The following is a 16137-nucleotide window of genomic DNA, read 5'->3' on the forward strand; positions in this document are numbered from 1 at the left end:
GCAGAATGCGCACATGAATACAGCCCTCCCCGCTTGCCTGAGCGACCTGCGTCAACACTGGCCCTTGCCCGAGGCCGTGCCCGGCGCACGTTTGTTCAGCAGCCGTTTCGACCACGGCGCGCTGACCGCCGAAGACTTCGCGCAGTGCGGCATTGCCCCGCCTGCGTCGATTCAGCGTTCGGTGGCCAAGCGTCAGGCCGAGTACCTGGCGGGGCGCGTCTGCGCACGTGGCGCCCTGCTGGCGTTGACCGGCGAAGCGCAGGTGCCGGCCATCGGCGCCGACCGCGCCCCGGTCTGGCCTGAGCAAATCGTCGGGTCGATCACCCACGGCAGTGGTCGGGCCGCGGCCGTGGTCGCCCATCGGGACCAATGCCAGGGGCTGGGTCTGGATATCGAAAGCCTGCTGCCAGCGGCGCGCGCCGAACGGCTGTGCGCGGAAATCCTCACCCCGGCGGAAATGACGCGGATGGATCCGGCGCAGGTGGATACGCTGGTCACTCTGACCTTCTCGCTCAAGGAAAGCCTGTTCAAGGCGTTGTACCCGTTGGTCGGGCAGCGTTTCTATTTCGAGCATGCCGAAGTGCTGCAGTGGTCGGCCGAAGGGCATGCGCGGCTGCGCCTGTTGACCGACCTGTCACCAGAGTTTGGCGACGGATTCGAAATCGACGGGCAGTTTGCCTGGTTCGACGGACACCTGTTGAGCCTGGTAGCGGTCCGTTGAGGCCAGCCCAGGGGCAGCGTATCCGGCGTTCTGCGGCCTTGCTCGTCACGCTGGCCTTGTGGGTCGGCCTGACCGGCGCTACCGGTCCCGACAGCCCGCGCCTGCTGGACCAGACACTAAATAGCCAGAGCGCCCGGCAATCCATCGCGCGCATCGTCGCTTCGCTTGCGCCAGGGGATACGCCCTATCAAAGCGCCCGCGACTTTCTGCAGGCTCAGGGGCTGGCCAACCACACGACAACCACTTGGGCCGCCCTCGACACCCTGCCTGCAGCGGGAAACAGCCTGATGCTGCTGGACCGGCAAACGCCGCTGTCCACCCAGCAGGTCGACCGACTGTTGGGCTGGGTACAGCGCGGCGGACGCCTGCTGACGGTGGCCGACGCCCTGTGGGACGAAGCCAGCGCCACCAGCGGCGATGCGTTGCTCGATCGTCTGCAGATCCGCGTTCAGTTGAGCGCGCAGCTGCCGCAGCTTCCCCCTGCTGCGGACGATGAGTACCCGAGCCTGACCAAGCTCTATCTGGAAGACGAGGAAGCGCCGGCGTATTTCAGCTTCGATACGCAACGCCATCTGGATGACCCGACCGGCAAGGTTCAGGCATGGGCCAACAGCAATGGCGCCACCCATCTGATGCAGATGACCTATGGCGATGGCCTCATCACCCTGGTCAGCGATGCGCAACTGTGGAAGCGCGAGCAGATCCCGCGCTACGACAATGCCTGGCTGCTGTGGTACCTGAATCAGGGCAGTGAGGTGACCTGGCTGTTCGAACCCGTGGTCGAGCAGTCCAAACCCTACATGCCGTGGGTGATGGCCGCCCTGCTGCTGGCCGCCGGGTCGGGGCTGTGGTGGATGAGGACGCGGCGGTGTCCCTACCAGGGCTTGAACGGGCTGGACCGACATCAGCTGCGCCGGCTACGTGGATACGGACGTCAGTGTCTGCGCGAGCAGGGTCCACAGGCGTTGCTCGGCCATCTGCGCCAAGACGTGCTGCAGCGCGCGCGTCTGCATCATCCAGGCTTCGACAAGCTCGCCGTCGCCGACCAGTGGCAGGTGCTGGCGCAACTGTCGCAGCATTCGACCCGCAGCGTTGGCGCCGCGTTGATGCCAGCCGGCCACCGACGTCTGTCGAGTCGAGCATTCACCCGCGCGGTGGCGCAACTGCAAAGCCTGCGGGACAGCCTGGGACCGATGTCGGTCGGCGCGCGGATCAACCGTCCTTTGAGTGTGGCCGCAAGACAGGCCGACCCAGTGGTGATGATGCTGCTGGACGGCGGCGCCTGGGCCGGCCATCGCGAAACCGATCTGAGGCATGCCGTGCATGCGTGTCTGCAAGTCAGCGAAGCAGCGCTGACGGATGGGTATGCCGTGGGCCTGCAGGTGTCATCCTGCGTGACGCCGGTGAGCCTGGCGGCGCAATCCGGGGCCGAGCAGCTGCAGCGAATGGCCGAAGCGCTTGCGCATCTGCAACCCTCCTCGACGGCGGGTGATTCGACCGCGACCCTGGATGCCTTGCTTGTCGAAGACGAGGCCATTGTGCTGGTGGTCATGGTCACCGGCTTCCAGGAGATTGACGAGCCGGACAGGGTCTCTGCGTTGGCCAAGGTAGCAGTGCGCCATCCGGTGCTGCTGGCCAGCTTGCGCGACGAAGCCCTCGAGCGCCTGCGCCAGCAGCCGGTCAAGACTCGGCGCGATGCCCTGCTCTATTGCGGGGTGATGCAGCGGCTGCTCTGGCGTCAGGGGCTGCACGATAGGCTGGTCGCGGCAGGCGTTACTGTCGTGGATGCATGGCCGGGAGAGATCGCCACCGAAGCGCTGCTGCGCTATCGAAGCCTGCGCCAGCCGCGCGCCTGAGTTTCAGGTTCTACGTCAGGCCGACGTGCCATGAGGATGGAACGTGAAATAGTGGCGCAACGCGTCTACCAGCTTGAGAAACTCCGTCGGCGCCGGGCCCTGCAGTTCGAAGCCCGAATCGTAGTGACCAGGGGTCGCGTCTTCCTTGCACCACAGGCAATGCGCCGACAGGTCGATCAGCTTGGGCTCGCCCTCGACCGAGGGGATTTTCACCTGCAGTTCGAACACCGGACCGACCAACAGCGGCAGTTCGCTGATCAGCATCAGGCCGACGTCCGAAATGTTGCCCATGTAGCCCATGGCGCGGCCGGTGTAGCGGTTGTAGACCTTCAGGTAGTACGGCAACTGGTGCCGTTCGATCCGACGCTCGGTGTACATGATGGGTCTGCTGTAGATATCCGGCATAAGTGTCGCGTTCGTCCTCTGTCGTTTCACAGGTTCACCCGTTCAGGTGTCCCAGGCGTTTTCCAGATCGTTTCAGGGTACAGGAAATTCACCTCAGAATGCCGCCGGACGTGGCTGTGCAGGCACACCAGGGTGCACGTGGCCAAGCTGATCCAGGGTTTGCAGACGTGCCTGGGCGCGGTAGGCGTACTCGCTGGAGGGATAGCGATTGATGATGTACTGGTAGGTCTGTGCCGCATCGACGTACAGTTTCTGGCGCTCCAGGCATTGACCTCGCAGCATCGAGACTTCCGGTTGCACGTACGGCCGCGAACGGCTCTTGCGGTCGACCTGGGACAGCTCCAGTACGACCTTTTCGCAGTTGCCGTCGTCATAGGCGCGGTAGGCGCTGTTCAGGTGCTGGTCCATCGACCAGCGGGTACAGCCTGACACGGCGATGGCCAGGGCAATCAATACAAGCGCGCGCATGGGACTCTCCTGCCGCAGGGGGTATGAGGCTTTATCGACCCGTTGCCGGGAATCTTCAATACCCGGGCGTCCGATGCCGGCGCGCACCAACTGTCTCTGTCCAAATCCTCTCTATCGAGTGCAGAGGAACGATGACGCCAGCGCAATTGAGGAGTAGCCTTTGCCAGCGCTTCAATAAAGGAGTCAGTGCATGACCGTTCGCCGTACCAAAATCGTTGCCACCCTGGGCCCCGCCTCCAACTCACCGGAAGTGATCGAACAACTGATCAAGGCCGGCCTGGATGTCGCTCGCCTGAACTTTTCCCACGGTACACCGGATGAGCACAAGGCTCGCGCCCGTCTGATCCGCGAGATCGCTGCACGGCTGGGGCGTCACGTCGCCCTGCTGGGCGATCTGCAAGGTCCGAAGATCCGCATCGCCAAGTTCGCCAACAAACGCATCGAACTGAAGGTCGGCGACCGCTTCACCTTCTCCACCAGCCATCCGCTCACCGAGGGCAACCAGGACGTCGTGGGTATCGACTACCCTGACCTGGTCAAGGACTGCGGCGTCGGCGACGAGCTGTTGCTCGACGATGGCCGCGTGGTCATGCGCGTGGAAACCGCCACTGCCGACTCGCTGCATTGCTCGGTGCTGATCGGCGGCCCGCTGTCCGACCATAAGGGCATCAACCGTCGCGGTGGCGGCCTGACCGCCCCGGCCCTGACCGAGAAAGACAAGGCCGACATCAAGCTGGCCGCGGAAATGGACCTGGACTACCTGGCCGTGTCCTTCCCGCGCGATGCCTCGGACATGGAATACGCGCGCCAGCTGCGTGACGAGTCGGGCGGTACCGCCTGGCTGGTGGCCAAGATCGAACGCGCCGAAGCGGTGGCCGACGACGAGACCCTCGACGGCCTGATCCGCGCCAGCGACGCCGTCATGGTGGCGCGTGGCGACCTGGGTGTTGAAATCGGCGACGCCGAGCTGATCGGTATCCAGAAGAAGATCATCCAGCACGCCCGCCGCAACAACAAGGCGGTGATCGTGGCGACCCAGATGATGGAGTCGATGATCCAGAACCCGATGCCGACCCGCGCCGAAGTGTCCGACGTGGCCAACGCCGTGCTCGACTACACCGACGCCGTGATGCTCTCGGCCGAAAGTGCTGCCGGTTCCTATCCGATCGAAGCCGTGCAAGCCATGGCACGCATCATCGTAGGCGCGGAAAAGCACCCGACCAGCAAGAAGTCCAGCCATCGTCTGTACACCCAGTTCGAGCGCTGCGACGAAAGCATCGCGCTGGCCGCCATGTACACGGCGAACCACTTCCCGGGCGTGAAGGCGATCATCGCCCTGACCGAAACCGGGTACACCTCGCTGATCATGTCGCGCCTGCGCTCGTCGGTCCCGATCTTCGCCTTCTCGCCGCAGCGCGCCACCCAGGCACGTGCGGCGATGTTCCGCGGCGTCTACCCGGTGGACTTCGATCCGGCCGTGCTGCCGCCGAGCGAAGTGAGCAAGGCCGCCATCGACAAGCTGCTGGAGATGGGCATCGTGCAGCAAGGCGACTGGGTCATTCTGACCAAGGGCGACAGCTACGCCACGACCGGTGGCACGAACGGGATGAAGATCCTGCACGTGGGTGATCCGCTGGTCGATTGATGATTGCTCGCTGAACGACCAAAGGCCCCGGGGTTGAAACCTCGGGGCCTTTTGCATTTCTGTAGGGGCGGTCTGTGGCCGCGAAGGGTGGGCTGCGGTGTGTCAGGTATAGCCTGGAACTCTTTTCGCGGCCGATGACCGCTCCTGAAGGGGGCGGTCATCGCCTCAGCCGCGGCCGACGAATACGTCGCTGTACAGCTGGCTTCTGGGCAGTCCGGCCAGGAACAGCCGTCTGGAGAACTCCTCCACACTAATCGGCGAGCCGCACACCAGCGCGATGGTCTGACGCGAGGAAAGCCGCAAGGGCGGAGGCTCGCCGGCCGGGAACTGCTCGACCATCAGGTTGGGATGCGCCTGGGCAAGCGCCCGCAAGGGTTCATCCAGATAGTGCTCATCGGCCATGTGCAGCACGCGGATCGGTCCCTGATGCCCTTGCCGCAACGCCTCGCGCAGCACGCCCCACAAGGGCGCCAGACCGGTACCGGCGGCGAACAGCCACAGTGGCCGGGACTGCCATTCGGGATCGTAATGCAAGGCGCCGCCGCGGACTTCGCCCACCTGCACAACATCGCCCACCTTGAACTGACGGGCCTGATCGATGAAAGCGCCGGGGCGTCGACAACTCAGATGAAACTCCAGAAACTCGTCGGCCTGGGCGAGGCTGGCGATGGAATAAGGCCGCGCGACCCGCACTCCTGCGGCCGTGGCGGTCCAGAGCACCATGTGCTGCCCGGCGTGATAGCGCAGTTCACGTTCCGCCTGCAGCCGCAGGCGCAGCACGTTGGCCGACAGCCAGTCATGGCCGATCACTCGCGCAGCCGTACCGTCACCTTGAGGATCGAACACCGCCACCTGCAAGTCCTCGACGATTTGACACTGGCAGGCCAGGCGCCAGCCCTGCTCGCGCTTGCCGACACTCAGGGCTTCAGGTTTGCGGTCGTGGGGCTCGCCAGCCAGGCAGCGCACCAGACACGCATGGCAACTGCCTGCGCGACAACTGAAAGGCACCTGCAGGCCGGCCTCGTTGAGGGCATCGAGCAGGTTGCTGCCGGCCGCGACCGTCCAGCGCTGCCGGCCTGTTTCCAGTTCAGGCATCGGCCATGTCCCAAGCTGCCGCGCAGCGGTTGCGACCCTCGCGCTTGGCCCGATACAGCGCCTGGTCGGCACGCTGCAGCGCGTCATCCAGATCGTCGCCCGGCGCCAGCAAGGTCATGCCCACCGACAGACTCAGATTGGCTGCGCCCAGGCCCTGCGGGTCGGCGTCGGCAAACGCGCGACGCAGCCGCTCGCAGCTGCTCACCAGATGATCCGCATCGACTTGCGGCATCAACAGCACGAATTCTTCGCCGCCATAGCGGGCCAGTACATCGGTATCGCGCAGGCAATCCTGGGTCACGGCGGCAAAGGCCTGCAGCACCTGATCACCGGCGGCGTGGCCATGGATGTCGTTGATGCGCTTGAAGTGGTCGAGGTCGATCAAAGCCAAGCCATGCTCGACACCCGGCTTGAGCGTGGCCAGCTCGCGCGACGCCAGGCGCAGGAAATGCCGACGATTGAACAGGCCCGTGAGTTCGTCGGTGGCCACCAGGTCTTCGAGCTGGCGCATCATGCCGCGCAGGGTGTCCTGGTGCGCCTGCAGGGCGTAGCGGCGCTGGCGCATGCGCTGGCGCGAGCTCTGCACGTAGCTGGCGTACATGCATAACCACAGCAGCACCACCAGCATGGCGCAGATCTGCAACGTGGCCAGCCCCGGATCCGGCAGCGCCATGCGATAGGCTTCCCACAGATTGACCCCGACGAAGGCGACGAACACCACCAGCGCACAGCGCACGAACGCCAGGCGCGGCAGGTGGAACACGCCGAACAGCAGGATCAACACGTAGACCACCATGAAGGTGCCGCGAGCCACTTCCAGATTGGCGATCAGCCAGGTATGCCAGGCCACGGCCAGCAGCACCTGGAACTCGGTAAGGCTGGGGTCGCGAAAGCGCTGATTGGTGCCGCTGCGGAAGACCCAGTACAGCACGCCCTGGCTGACGACGACCAGGCAAGTACTGCCCACCGCTGTCACCAGCGACACGCTGCAATACTGAGTCAGGATGGCCACCCACACGAGCACCAGCACCAACGCATAGGTGCAGGCAGCCAGCGAGAAACGCTTGATCAGTAGATGTTGAAGGGCGGACTCGGTCACTCGCAGACTCGCTGTGCTGAACGGGAATCCATCCCCTGATTGCACCGTAACAGTGCAAAGGTGTGATGCCATAATAATGGCCAAGGGGTCAAATAACTATTCAATTTTGGAGGGCTCGACGAAGTCTACCGGGTATCGGACCAACGGTGTATCCGCCTCAACCCCACGCCACTCCATCGATCCAGCGTGTCAGCTCGGTTCAGCCGCGCTATACTGCCGCGCCTTTTTCGCGCCAACCTGCTACACGTTGACGCACCTCGAAAGCCGTGCGCCAGGCTAGACCTGACCCGCTTTCTTAACGAATGTTCCCCACCAAGAGGAGCGCGCCCCATGACCGTGATCAAACAAGACGACCTGATTCAGAGCGTCGCCGACGCCCTGCAATTCATTTCCTATTACCACCCCGTGGACTTCATCCAGGCCATGCACCAGGCCTACCTGCGTGAAGAGTCCCCGGCGGCGCGCGACTCCATCGCCCAGATCCTGATCAACTCGCGCATGTGCGCCACCGGCCACCGGCCGATCTGCCAGGACACCGGCATCGTCACCGTGTTCGTGCGCGTGGGCATGGACGTGCGCTGGGACGGCGCCACCATGGGCCTGGACGATATGATCAACGAGGGCGTGCGTCGCGCCTACAACCTGCCGGAAAACGTCCTGCGCGCCTCGATCCTGGCCGACCCGGCCGGCGCTCGCAAGAACACCAAGGACAACACCCCGGCGGTGATCCACTACTCCATCGTGCCCGGCAACACCGTGGAAGTGGACGTGGCAGCCAAGGGTGGCGGCTCCGAGAACAAGTCGAAGATGGCCATGCTCAACCCGTCCGATTCGATCGTCGACTGGGTGTTGAAGACCGTGCCGACCATGGGCGCGGGCTGGTGCCCGCCCGGCATGCTCGGCATCGGTATCGGCGGCACGGCCGAGAAGGCTGCGGTAATGGCCAAGGAAGTGTTGATGGAGTCCATCGACATCCACGAACTCAAGGCCCGCGGCCCGCAGAACCGTATCGAGGAGATCCGTCTGGAGCTGTTCGACAAGGTCAACCAGCTGGGCATCGGCGCTCAGGGCCTCGGCGGCCTGACCACCGTGCTCGACGTGAAGATCATGGACTACCCGACCCACGCCGCCTCGCTGCCGGTGTGCATGATCCCCAACTGCGCCGCGACCCGTCACGCCCACTTCGTGCTCGACGGTTCCGGCCCGGCCGAACTGGAAGCGCCGGACCTGGACGCCTACCCGGAAATCGTCTGGGAAGCCGGCCCGTCGGCTCGCCGCGTCAACCTCGACACGCTGACGCCTGAAGAAGTGCAAAGCTGGCAGCCGGGCGAGACCATCCTGCTCAACGGCAAGATGCTCACCGGTCGCGACGCTGCGCACAAGCGCATGGTCGAGATGCTGAACAAGGGTGAAACCCTGCCGGTGGACCTCAAGGGCCGCTTCATCTACTACGTCGGCCCGGTCGATCCGGTCCGCGAAGAAGTGGTTGGCCCGGCTGGCCCGACCACGGCCACGCGGATGGACAAGTTCACCCGGCAGATCCTCGACCAGACCGGCCTGCTGGGCATGATCGGCAAGTCCGAGCGCGGCCCGACCGCCATCGAAGCGATCAAGGATCACAAGGCTGTGTACCTGATGGCCGTGGGCGGCGCCGCCTACCTGGTGGCCCAGGCCATCAAGAAATCGCGCGTGGTGGCCTTCGAAGAGCTGGGCATGGAAGCCATCTACGAGTTCGACGTCAAGGACATGCCCGTGACCGTGGCCGTCGACAGCAAAGGCGAGTCGGTACACATCACCGGCCCGGCCATCTGGCAGGGCAAGATCGCCGAAAGCCTGGCGGTGGAAGTACAGTAAACGCTGCGTGCGACCCGCGAAAGCCCGGCCATTGTGCCGGGCTTTTTCGTTTCAGCCAGTTTGTCTAGCTGGCACATTTGACAGTATCGCCAACGGCGGCTTGGGCATAGAAAGGGTGGTTTTGCAATAGGAGCAATTCCATCATGACGGGCTCGAACCGTTCACAGTCGTACAGCACCTTCAAAAACACCCCGATGCTCAGCGTCCTCGATGGCCGCGGGCTGGCCGTGGCCGAAGTGCTGTACCACCGCCATCCCGAGCAATTGGAAATCGTTGAAGCGCGCATCACCCGGCACGCTTTCAGCGCTTCTGGCCAACACCTCGCCTCCGTCGATCCGCGCCTCCACGCTCACGTTCGGCGGGATGGCAGTTACACCCCCAATATTCGCTACCAACGTTCCCTGGCAGGCAAGGTGTTGAGCAGCGACAGTGTCGATGCCGGGCGCAACTACCAGCTGGACGATGCGTTGAGCAGACCGGCTCTGAGCCTCTCCGCCACCGGCGTCAAACGCACCTGGGCCTACCTGGCCAACCAGCCCGCGGACCGAATCAGCACCGTCACCGAACACACCGAGGCCAGCGCGGGCAAGGTGATCGAGCGCTTCATCTGGGCCACCCCCAGCGCCTCTCAGCAAGCGCTCAACCTGAGCGGTCGCTGTGTCAGGCATTACGACACGGGCGGCCTGCACCAGCGTTCGGCCCTGAGCGTCAACGGCGCAGTACTGTGTGAAAGCCGTCGACTGTTGCGCGGCGACAGCCAAGCGAACTGGCAGGGCACCGATGAACAGGCCTGGAATGCCCTGCTGGACACCGACGCGCTCACCCACCAGTACCAGCTCGACGCCACCGGCACCCTGATCACGCAGATCGACCCGCAGTTGCACCGCCAGCGCATTGCCTACGACCGACTTGGCTTGCAAAACGCCAGTTGGCTACGCCTCAACGGCCAGGTCGAACAACCGGTGGTGATTGCCCAGCACTACAGTGAAAGCGGCCAACTGCTGCGCAAGGAACAGGGTAATGGCGTGCTCAGCACCTTCACCTACGACCCTTGCGATTTGCGTCTGGTCGGCGTGTGCGTCGAGCGTCCGGCTGGCCATCGACTCGGGGCCCAACGCCTGCAGGATTTGCGCTACAGCTACGATCCAGCCGGCAACGTGACGGCAGTGGAAGACACGGCGCAGGCCACCCGCTTCTGGCGTAACCAGCAGGTGCCCGCGCAGAGCTGCTTCGTCTATGACAGCCTCTATCAGTTGGTGAGCGCCAGCGGCCGCGAGTGTGCCAGCCATTCACGCCAGGGCGCGCCGAGCACGCCCATGCTGCTCGACGATGGCGCGGTGACGCTGTACACCCGGACCTACCAATACGACCGTGCCGGTAACCTCGTTCGCCTGCGCCACAGCGCACCGGCCAGCGGCAACAACTACACCCGCCATATCACCGTTGCGACTTCCAGCAACCGCGCCGTGCCGGGCGAACTGAGCGAAGACCCCAATCAGGTCGATTGCCTGTTCGACGCCGCCGGCCATCAACTGCATCTACGCCCCGGCCAACCTCTGAGCTGGACACCCCGCGGGCAGTTGCAGAGTGTCACCGCACTGCGCCGTGAAGGCCAAATGCCCGACGACGAACGCTACCAATACACCGCAGACGGACAACGCATCAGTAAACGGGCCAGCGCTCAGGGCGGCACCCAACAGCAGACCCGGCGCACGGTTTACCTGCGCGATCTCGAACTGCACACCCAGCATGTGGGTGAAACCCTCACCCAACAGTGGCAGACGATCAGCGTCGGCGCGCCCGGCAGTGGCCAGCTCCGGGCGCTGCTGTGGACGCAGGGTAAACCGGATGGCGTTGACAACGGCGCCCTGCGTTACAGTTACGACGACTTGATTGGCAGCGGCGGGCTTGAAGTCGATGGCGAGGGTGCTCTGATCAGTCGCGAAGAGTACTACCCTTTCGGCGGCACTGCCGTGTGGGCGGCACGCAACGAACTGGAGGCCTGCTACAAGACCGTTCGTTATTCGGGCAAGGAGTGCGACGCCAGTGGCCTGTATTACTACGGCCACCGCTATTACCAGCCGTGGGCCTGTCGCTGGCTGAGCGCCGACCCGGCCGGCACCATCGATGGCTTGAACCTGTTCAGGATGGTGCGCAACAACCCCATGACCCTGCGCGATGCCGACGGCCTGGAGCCTAGCGGTGCCCAGCAGCCCAACGGGTTGTACGCGCCGAAACTGCGTACGGGCGCCAGCCGCAATCGAAAAGACGCCTCCATCGCCGAGACGCCGGCCGACATCTATGACTTTCCAACACTGCACGCGCAACCGGTGCCGCTGCGCGACGTGCTGAGCGATGGCAGCCAGGCCAGCGAACTCTTGATAACCGATTTGCTCGTTCCGCAAAAAGTGTCTACCTCCGCGGCCACCATAGCAACGATAACAAATCTCCAAGGCGGTGGGCAGTTGCTCTTCGGTGCGCTCAAAATGACGGACCAAGGCAGAAGCTACAACGCTCTAGTCGTGACCGACCCGAGCGCCGCACACCCCGTGGCGGCCAGTGAGTACGCCTACTGGGCACCCCAGGGGGGCTATGTCGACATTCCCATTCACCCAAGCCAGGGTCAACCGGAATTGGTGCTCACCCCAGGCTTCAGCGGGTGTACCTTGGCCGTCGACCAGATGGATGGCCAGACGCTGCGGGTCCGGCATGTGCAAGGCGACAAGGAAGACGACGAGTACAACAATCTGAGCAGCGGTGAACATGGTCTTGGCATGGTCAATGCCATGGAGTACCCGGACTATGCCTATCACCAGGACAGCACCGGCGCCACCATCGAGAACATACAGGCCACAGCGTTCATGCGTTACGACCGTTCAGCTCGGCAATGGGGTATTCATCACCAAAACCAGATGAACCCTCCGAACATCTCCAAAGTTGAGAACACAACCACTGGCTTGTTCAAGAAACAGGTCACTCGGCAGGTTACAGCCCGCTTCTCCAAGACTGCGCGTGTGATCAGCAACCACAAGATTGCCCTGAAGACTGCGTAAAGCGCACACGGCAAGTTGCCCCAAGCGGGGCAGCTTGCCGTGTGTACCTCTGACCTTGGCGTCTCACTCCCCCCCTCCCTACACCCACCTGGAAGCCTTGCCTACCTATCACTTCTACGGATACCACCAAGTATTCGCGCACCGTAAAACGTCAGGCTGTCATTTCCCTGAACGAGTGCGAACCATGAACACGCCTGAACTGCCCGATCCCCTCTTCGACAACGACGAAGACCTGACCCCCGAAATCGAACTGCCGGCTGAGCAGGAGCCGGTCTACAACCCACTGTTCGAAAACCTCGTACCCCAGCAGCCCGAAACCCGCATCGCCGGGCGCCTCAGCTTCGCCGACGCCATGCCGCAGATGGGCATGAGCTCGGTGTTCGACATCATCCGCCAGCCCAAGCTCGAATTCACCAGCCGACTGCGCAACCTCAGCGACGCCGACGGCGACCTGGCCTACGACAATGCCATGTGCTACGCCAACCAGATCGCGCGCTCCTTCCGTGAAGAGCAGGTCTCGTCGGGCCGCAGCCTGCCGCTGATCGCGCCGCAAACCGGCGTGCGCGCCTTGGTCAACGTCGGCCCCAGCTACCCCAACCTGTTCAAGGAAAACTGGGATCAGTTCTGCAAGGTCGGCGCCATCGAAGCCATGGACGGACCAGTGGCCTACCTGGGTTCGCTGCGCCGCTTCGCCGCCGAAAAGATCGAAGGCGCCTCCACCTCGCCACTGCGCATCCCGCTGACAGTGCGCCGCCCCGATCTGGACCAGATGCTGATCGACGAGCAAAGCACCTACCAGAGCCGGCCCATGCTGGACCTGGTCAATGACGTGCTGACCCAGGGCATCAACAAGTACCAGAAAGAACAAGACGATGTGCGGCCGATCCACCAACTGCTGGCGGAGAAGAAGCACCCGTTCGTGTTTCCGTATCATTTTGCTCACCAGCAGGTGAGTCTGGCGTTGGGTGGGGAGAAGCCGGGGCTGGGTGAGATCAATTACACCTTGGCAGCCACGCCTAGCGCCATGACTAAAAATGCCTTGCCGCTGATGTCAGGTTTGAGCCCGGTGCAGCAGCGCCTGCTTGTTCAGCCAAGCCTGTTTCCGGCCCTGGGCCGGACACTGAGTGATAACTCGTGGTATTCCCCTATCCAGTCCAACACCTATCTGTGGACTACGGGCACTACACATTTCGAGGTGCCGGTTCAGCCTGCAGTCTCGAATGTCACTCATCACGAACAATACAGTCTGATCATGATGACCTTGCAGCACAACGGCGTTACGCAGACCGTTAGCCTGAGGGTTCATGGCTTGCGCGAGGGGAGCGGCGGGTCATGGCCGCTACCCACCGCCCATGACGACCTGAATCAGGGCATCTGTTTACGTATCACGTATGATCCAGCCGATAACGGCGGCCGGCCCCTCGACGGTGAGTTTCATGCGCCTTTACTGATTGACGTGATGGCCAAAACCGACGGTGTGATCCGTATCGGTCGCCGTCTGAGCGTGAGTATCTATACCGGCAGTATTGCTGGCCAAAGCCGTAACCTGACTGGCGAAGAAACCCTTTTCTTCCGCGAGCACTACGGCATCGAGCAACTTGTATTCGACAACTGCTCGTTGAGCCAAGTGAATACATTTTGCCAGACAACAGGTTTAGATGCCGATCAGTTGCAGTCACTGATTGCGCAGAAGCGGGCTTTCCCGCAGCTTTCGCCGAACTGTCCAATAGGTAACAAGACCGGTTCAAGCAGGCCGGAGCGGCGCATGCCCAACCCAATGAGCTACGGCGCAGTCTACGTCAACGGCACGGGCGGCCAAGACAATTACAAATCAGGAGCCAACACAGAGCAATACAATAACGCCTTGAATTTCTGGCAAGGAGCCGACACCTCTCCCTTGTTGCTGGGCAATACCTCTCTGGACCGTTTCGACCGGATGCAGCGCATGATCCGTCTGCAACGCTGGACGAATATCCCGTTTGCCGAACTGGATACGCTGATTGTGTCGGCCATGCGCGCCGAGGGCGATGCCAACCCGGCGTTGCAGCCCAATCAGAACACCCTGCGCACCTTGGGCGCCTATCGCTACTTCAATCGCCACTACGGCATCGGCGCGGAAGAGTTCGCAGCGTTTATACACGACATAACCCCCTTCGCCAGCGGCGACACGCTGCCGTTGTTCGATCGCGTCTTCAACAGCCCAGTGCTGTTCGGCGCGCCACTGCAGTTGGATCAAACCGCGTTCACCCAAACCCCGTCCGACATGGACTCGCAAAAGACCATTGGTCAATTGTGCGCCGGTCTGGGTCTGTTGCACGACGAGACGTCTTTTGGCGTGGCGGCAGCCAATACCATTGCTCACGTCGGTCCACTCAACCGCTCGCTGCCAATAGTGTCGGCGCTGTATCGCCAAGCGCGCATTGCTGCCCTGTTCAGCATCAACGTGGCCGACCTGGATGGCTTGCAGCGTCTGATGGGCGGCGTCGAATTCGTGCGCAAATGCACGGCCGGTGTTCTGCTGCCACGGGAAGCCGACGCAGAAGCCGAAGCGGACGTGCTGGACATCCTGATGCAACTGGATGAGTGCGTGCGGTGGCTCAAGACCCACAAGCTGACTGTATCGTCCCTGCGTGCACTGCTCGATACCGTCGAAAGCCGCACACCCGCCCCTGCCCTGTACGAACGTCTTGAACAACTGGCCAACGAGGCTCGTGATCAACGCGTCACCCCAGAGCAGGTCAATGAGCTGGGTCTGCCCACCTTGCAAGACGGCACGGCCGTCGATTGGTACGTACAGCTGCGTGCGTGGACACTTATCAGCAGCAGTGGCTTCGTGGTCGATCGAGAACTCACGGCCCAAGACACTGACCTGGCACAGCTGCAAGCCCGCCTTCAGCAGATGCTTGACTCGCTTGCCTTGACATCCGAGGCCGTCGAATCGGCCATGGGCTGCCTGGACCAGTGGTTGCTTGAGCGCCTGCGTCGCCAGGAACGCCTGATCGAAGCGCTGCTGCAAGAACACACCGGTCTGATGCCTGAGCTGGCCGTGCTGGCAGGGCACTTGGCCGACTTTGCGCCAGGGGCGGTGCTGTATCACGTCACCCAGGGCTGGCCGATCGAGGGCGAGCCTGAGCGCTCGTCCCAAGAGTACACGCTCCAGAGGCTGCAGCGCGTTGTGGCCGTCAGCAAGGTTGTGACCTGGACAAATCTGGGCCCGCGCGCACTGCGTACCTTCATCGCCTGCCCGGAATGGCTCGGCGCCACGAACCTGCGACCGCTGAAGCTTGACAATCTGCGCCTGCTCAAGGCTTACGAGACCCTTTTCAACACTCTGGGCCAACCCGAAGAACGCCTGCTGGGCTACCTGGAACAGGCCAACGCGCTGGTTTCCAAGCGCCCTGGCAAGCGCCAACTGGCGGTGCAGGCGCAAACCTGCAATGCCGCAGTGTCGGCCCTGCTGGGCTGGCGCGAAACCGAAGTGGCGCTGCTGACCGAGCTGCTGCCGCAGAAGACCGCCAAGACCGTTGCGCACATCGACTGGCTGCGCCGGGCGCAGGCCGTGTCGCTCGAAACCGGCCTGAACGCGGCGACCCTGCTGCAAGCCTGCTCGCTGACGGCCGACAGCCCCGAGGCTGACTGGCAGGCGGTAGGCCAGGCGGCGATGGCGGCTGTTCGCGCTTAAGTCTGAAGTATCGGCGTCGACCTCTTCGCGGGCAGAGCCCGCTCCCACAGGGATTTTGTGAACACTTTGAATCCTTGTGAGAGCGGGGGCGGGCGGCGAGCTCTCTGCCCGCGAAGAGGCCCTTACAGGCACCCCAAAAAACCCTTGAACCACCACACAGGAATCCATTCCATGACCATTGCAGCAACCCTCAACGAAAGCTTTCGCGACGCCCTCGTCGCCTATTACCTGGGCGAATTGGTGCCCAACGACACCACCC

The 16137-nt window shown here is 63.1% G+C and carries 10 protein-coding genes; 6 read left to right on the forward strand and 4 right to left on the reverse strand.

What is annotated here, in order from left to right; all coding sequences use genetic code 11:
• Positions 1-13: 13 nt before the first annotated feature.
• Both AC788_RS15925 and AC788_RS15930 read left to right on the forward strand, forming a co-directional pair.
• Positions 14-721, forward strand: coding sequence for a 4'-phosphopantetheinyl transferase family protein (locus tag AC788_RS15925; RefSeq protein WP_049861561.1), 708 nt, complete (start codon positions 14-16; stop codon positions 719-721).
• Between the two features lie 38 nt (positions 722-759).
• Positions 760-2577: a DUF4350 domain-containing protein gene (locus AC788_RS15930; protein WP_049861548.1), complete on the forward strand. Its 1818-nt coding sequence runs from the start codon at positions 760-762 to the stop codon at positions 2575-2577.
• 15 nt (positions 2578-2592) lie between these two features.
• On the opposite strand, the gene AC788_RS15935 is transcribed toward AC788_RS15930, so the two are convergent.
• On the reverse strand, positions 2593-2955 hold the full coding sequence (locus AC788_RS15935; protein WP_049861562.1) for a PilZ domain-containing protein: 363 nt from the start codon (positions 2953-2955) through the stop codon (positions 2593-2595).
• Positions 2956-3075: 120 nt separating this feature from the next.
• Entirely contained in the window at positions 3076-3450 is a 375-nt protein-coding gene (locus AC788_RS15940) for a tetratricopeptide repeat protein (RefSeq protein ID WP_049861549.1), read from the reverse strand.
• Between the two features lie 190 nt (positions 3451-3640).
• Between AC788_RS15940 and pyk the strand changes: the two genes are divergently transcribed.
• On the forward strand, positions 3641-5095 hold the full coding sequence (gene pyk, locus AC788_RS15945; RefSeq protein ID WP_049861550.1) for a pyruvate kinase: 1455 nt from the start codon (positions 3641-3643) through the stop codon (positions 5093-5095).
• A 165-nt stretch (positions 5096-5260) separates the two neighbouring features.
• Here pyk and AC788_RS15950 read toward each other — a convergent pair whose 3' ends face one another.
• Both AC788_RS15950 and AC788_RS15955 read right to left on the reverse strand, forming a co-directional pair.
• Complete coding sequence (locus AC788_RS15950; RefSeq protein ID WP_049861551.1) at positions 5261-6190, reverse strand: iron-sulfur-binding ferredoxin reductase; 930 nt, start codon at positions 6188-6190, stop codon at positions 5261-5263.
• The gene (locus AC788_RS15955; protein ID WP_049861552.1) at positions 6183-7289 is read right to left on the reverse strand and encodes a GGDEF domain-containing protein; all 1107 of its coding nucleotides are present in this window, start codon (positions 7287-7289) and stop codon (positions 6183-6185) included. Before AC788_RS15955 ends, AC788_RS15950 begins: the two co-directional genes overlap by 8 nt.
• A 330-nt stretch (positions 7290-7619) precedes the next feature.
• Between AC788_RS15955 and AC788_RS15960 the strand changes: the two genes are divergently transcribed.
• The 3 genes from AC788_RS15960 to AC788_RS15970 all read left to right on the forward strand — a co-directional run bounded on the left by AC788_RS15960 (position 7620) and on the right by AC788_RS15970 (position 15878).
• Positions 7620-9143: a fumarate hydratase gene (locus AC788_RS15960; RefSeq protein WP_049861553.1), complete on the forward strand. Its 1524-nt coding sequence runs from the start codon at positions 7620-7622 to the stop codon at positions 9141-9143.
• A 143-nt stretch (positions 9144-9286) separates the two neighbouring features.
• A complete protein-coding gene (locus AC788_RS15965; RefSeq protein ID WP_049861554.1) occupies positions 9287-12196 on the forward strand; it encodes an RHS repeat-associated core domain-containing protein in 2910 nt (969 codons plus the stop codon).
• Between the two features lie 184 nt (positions 12197-12380).
• The gene (locus tag AC788_RS15970; RefSeq protein ID WP_049861556.1) at positions 12381-15878 is read left to right on the forward strand and encodes a Tc toxin subunit A; all 3498 of its coding nucleotides are present in this window, start codon (positions 12381-12383) and stop codon (positions 15876-15878) included.
• Positions 15879-16137: the final 259 nt, after the last annotated feature.

Source organism: Pseudomonas sp. RIT-PI-a, from assembly GCF_001187875.1.
Taxonomy (GTDB): Bacteria; Pseudomonadota; Gammaproteobacteria; order Pseudomonadales; family Pseudomonadaceae; genus Aquipseudomonas; species Aquipseudomonas coleopterorum.

Bases quoted from the DNA above. Each gene is read 5' to 3' on its own strand.
- AC788_RS15935 (WP_049861562.1), bottom strand. From the start codon at position 2,955: ATGTACACCGAGCGTCGGATCGAACGGCACCAGTTGCCGTACTACCTG.
- AC788_RS15925 (WP_049861561.1), top strand. From the start codon at position 14: ATGAATACAGCCCTCCCCGCTTGCCTGAGCGACCTGCGTCAACACTGG.
- AC788_RS15960 (WP_049861553.1), top strand. From the start codon at position 7,620: ATGACCGTGATCAAACAAGACGACCTGATTCAGAGCGTCGCCGACGCC.
- AC788_RS15940 (WP_049861549.1), bottom strand. From the start codon at position 3,450: ATGCGCGCGCTTGTATTGATTGCCCTGGCCATCGCCGTGTCAGGCTGT.
- AC788_RS15970 (WP_049861556.1), top strand. From the start codon at position 12,381: ATGAACACGCCTGAACTGCCCGATCCCCTCTTCGACAACGACGAAGAC.
- pyk (WP_049861550.1), top strand. From the start codon at position 3,641: ATGACCGTTCGCCGTACCAAAATCGTTGCCACCCTGGGCCCCGCCTCC.
- AC788_RS15950 (WP_049861551.1), bottom strand. From the start codon at position 6,190: ATGCCTGAACTGGAAACAGGCCGGCAGCGCTGGACGGTCGCGGCCGGC.
- AC788_RS15965 (WP_049861554.1), top strand. From the start codon at position 9,287: ATGACGGGCTCGAACCGTTCACAGTCGTACAGCACCTTCAAAAACACC.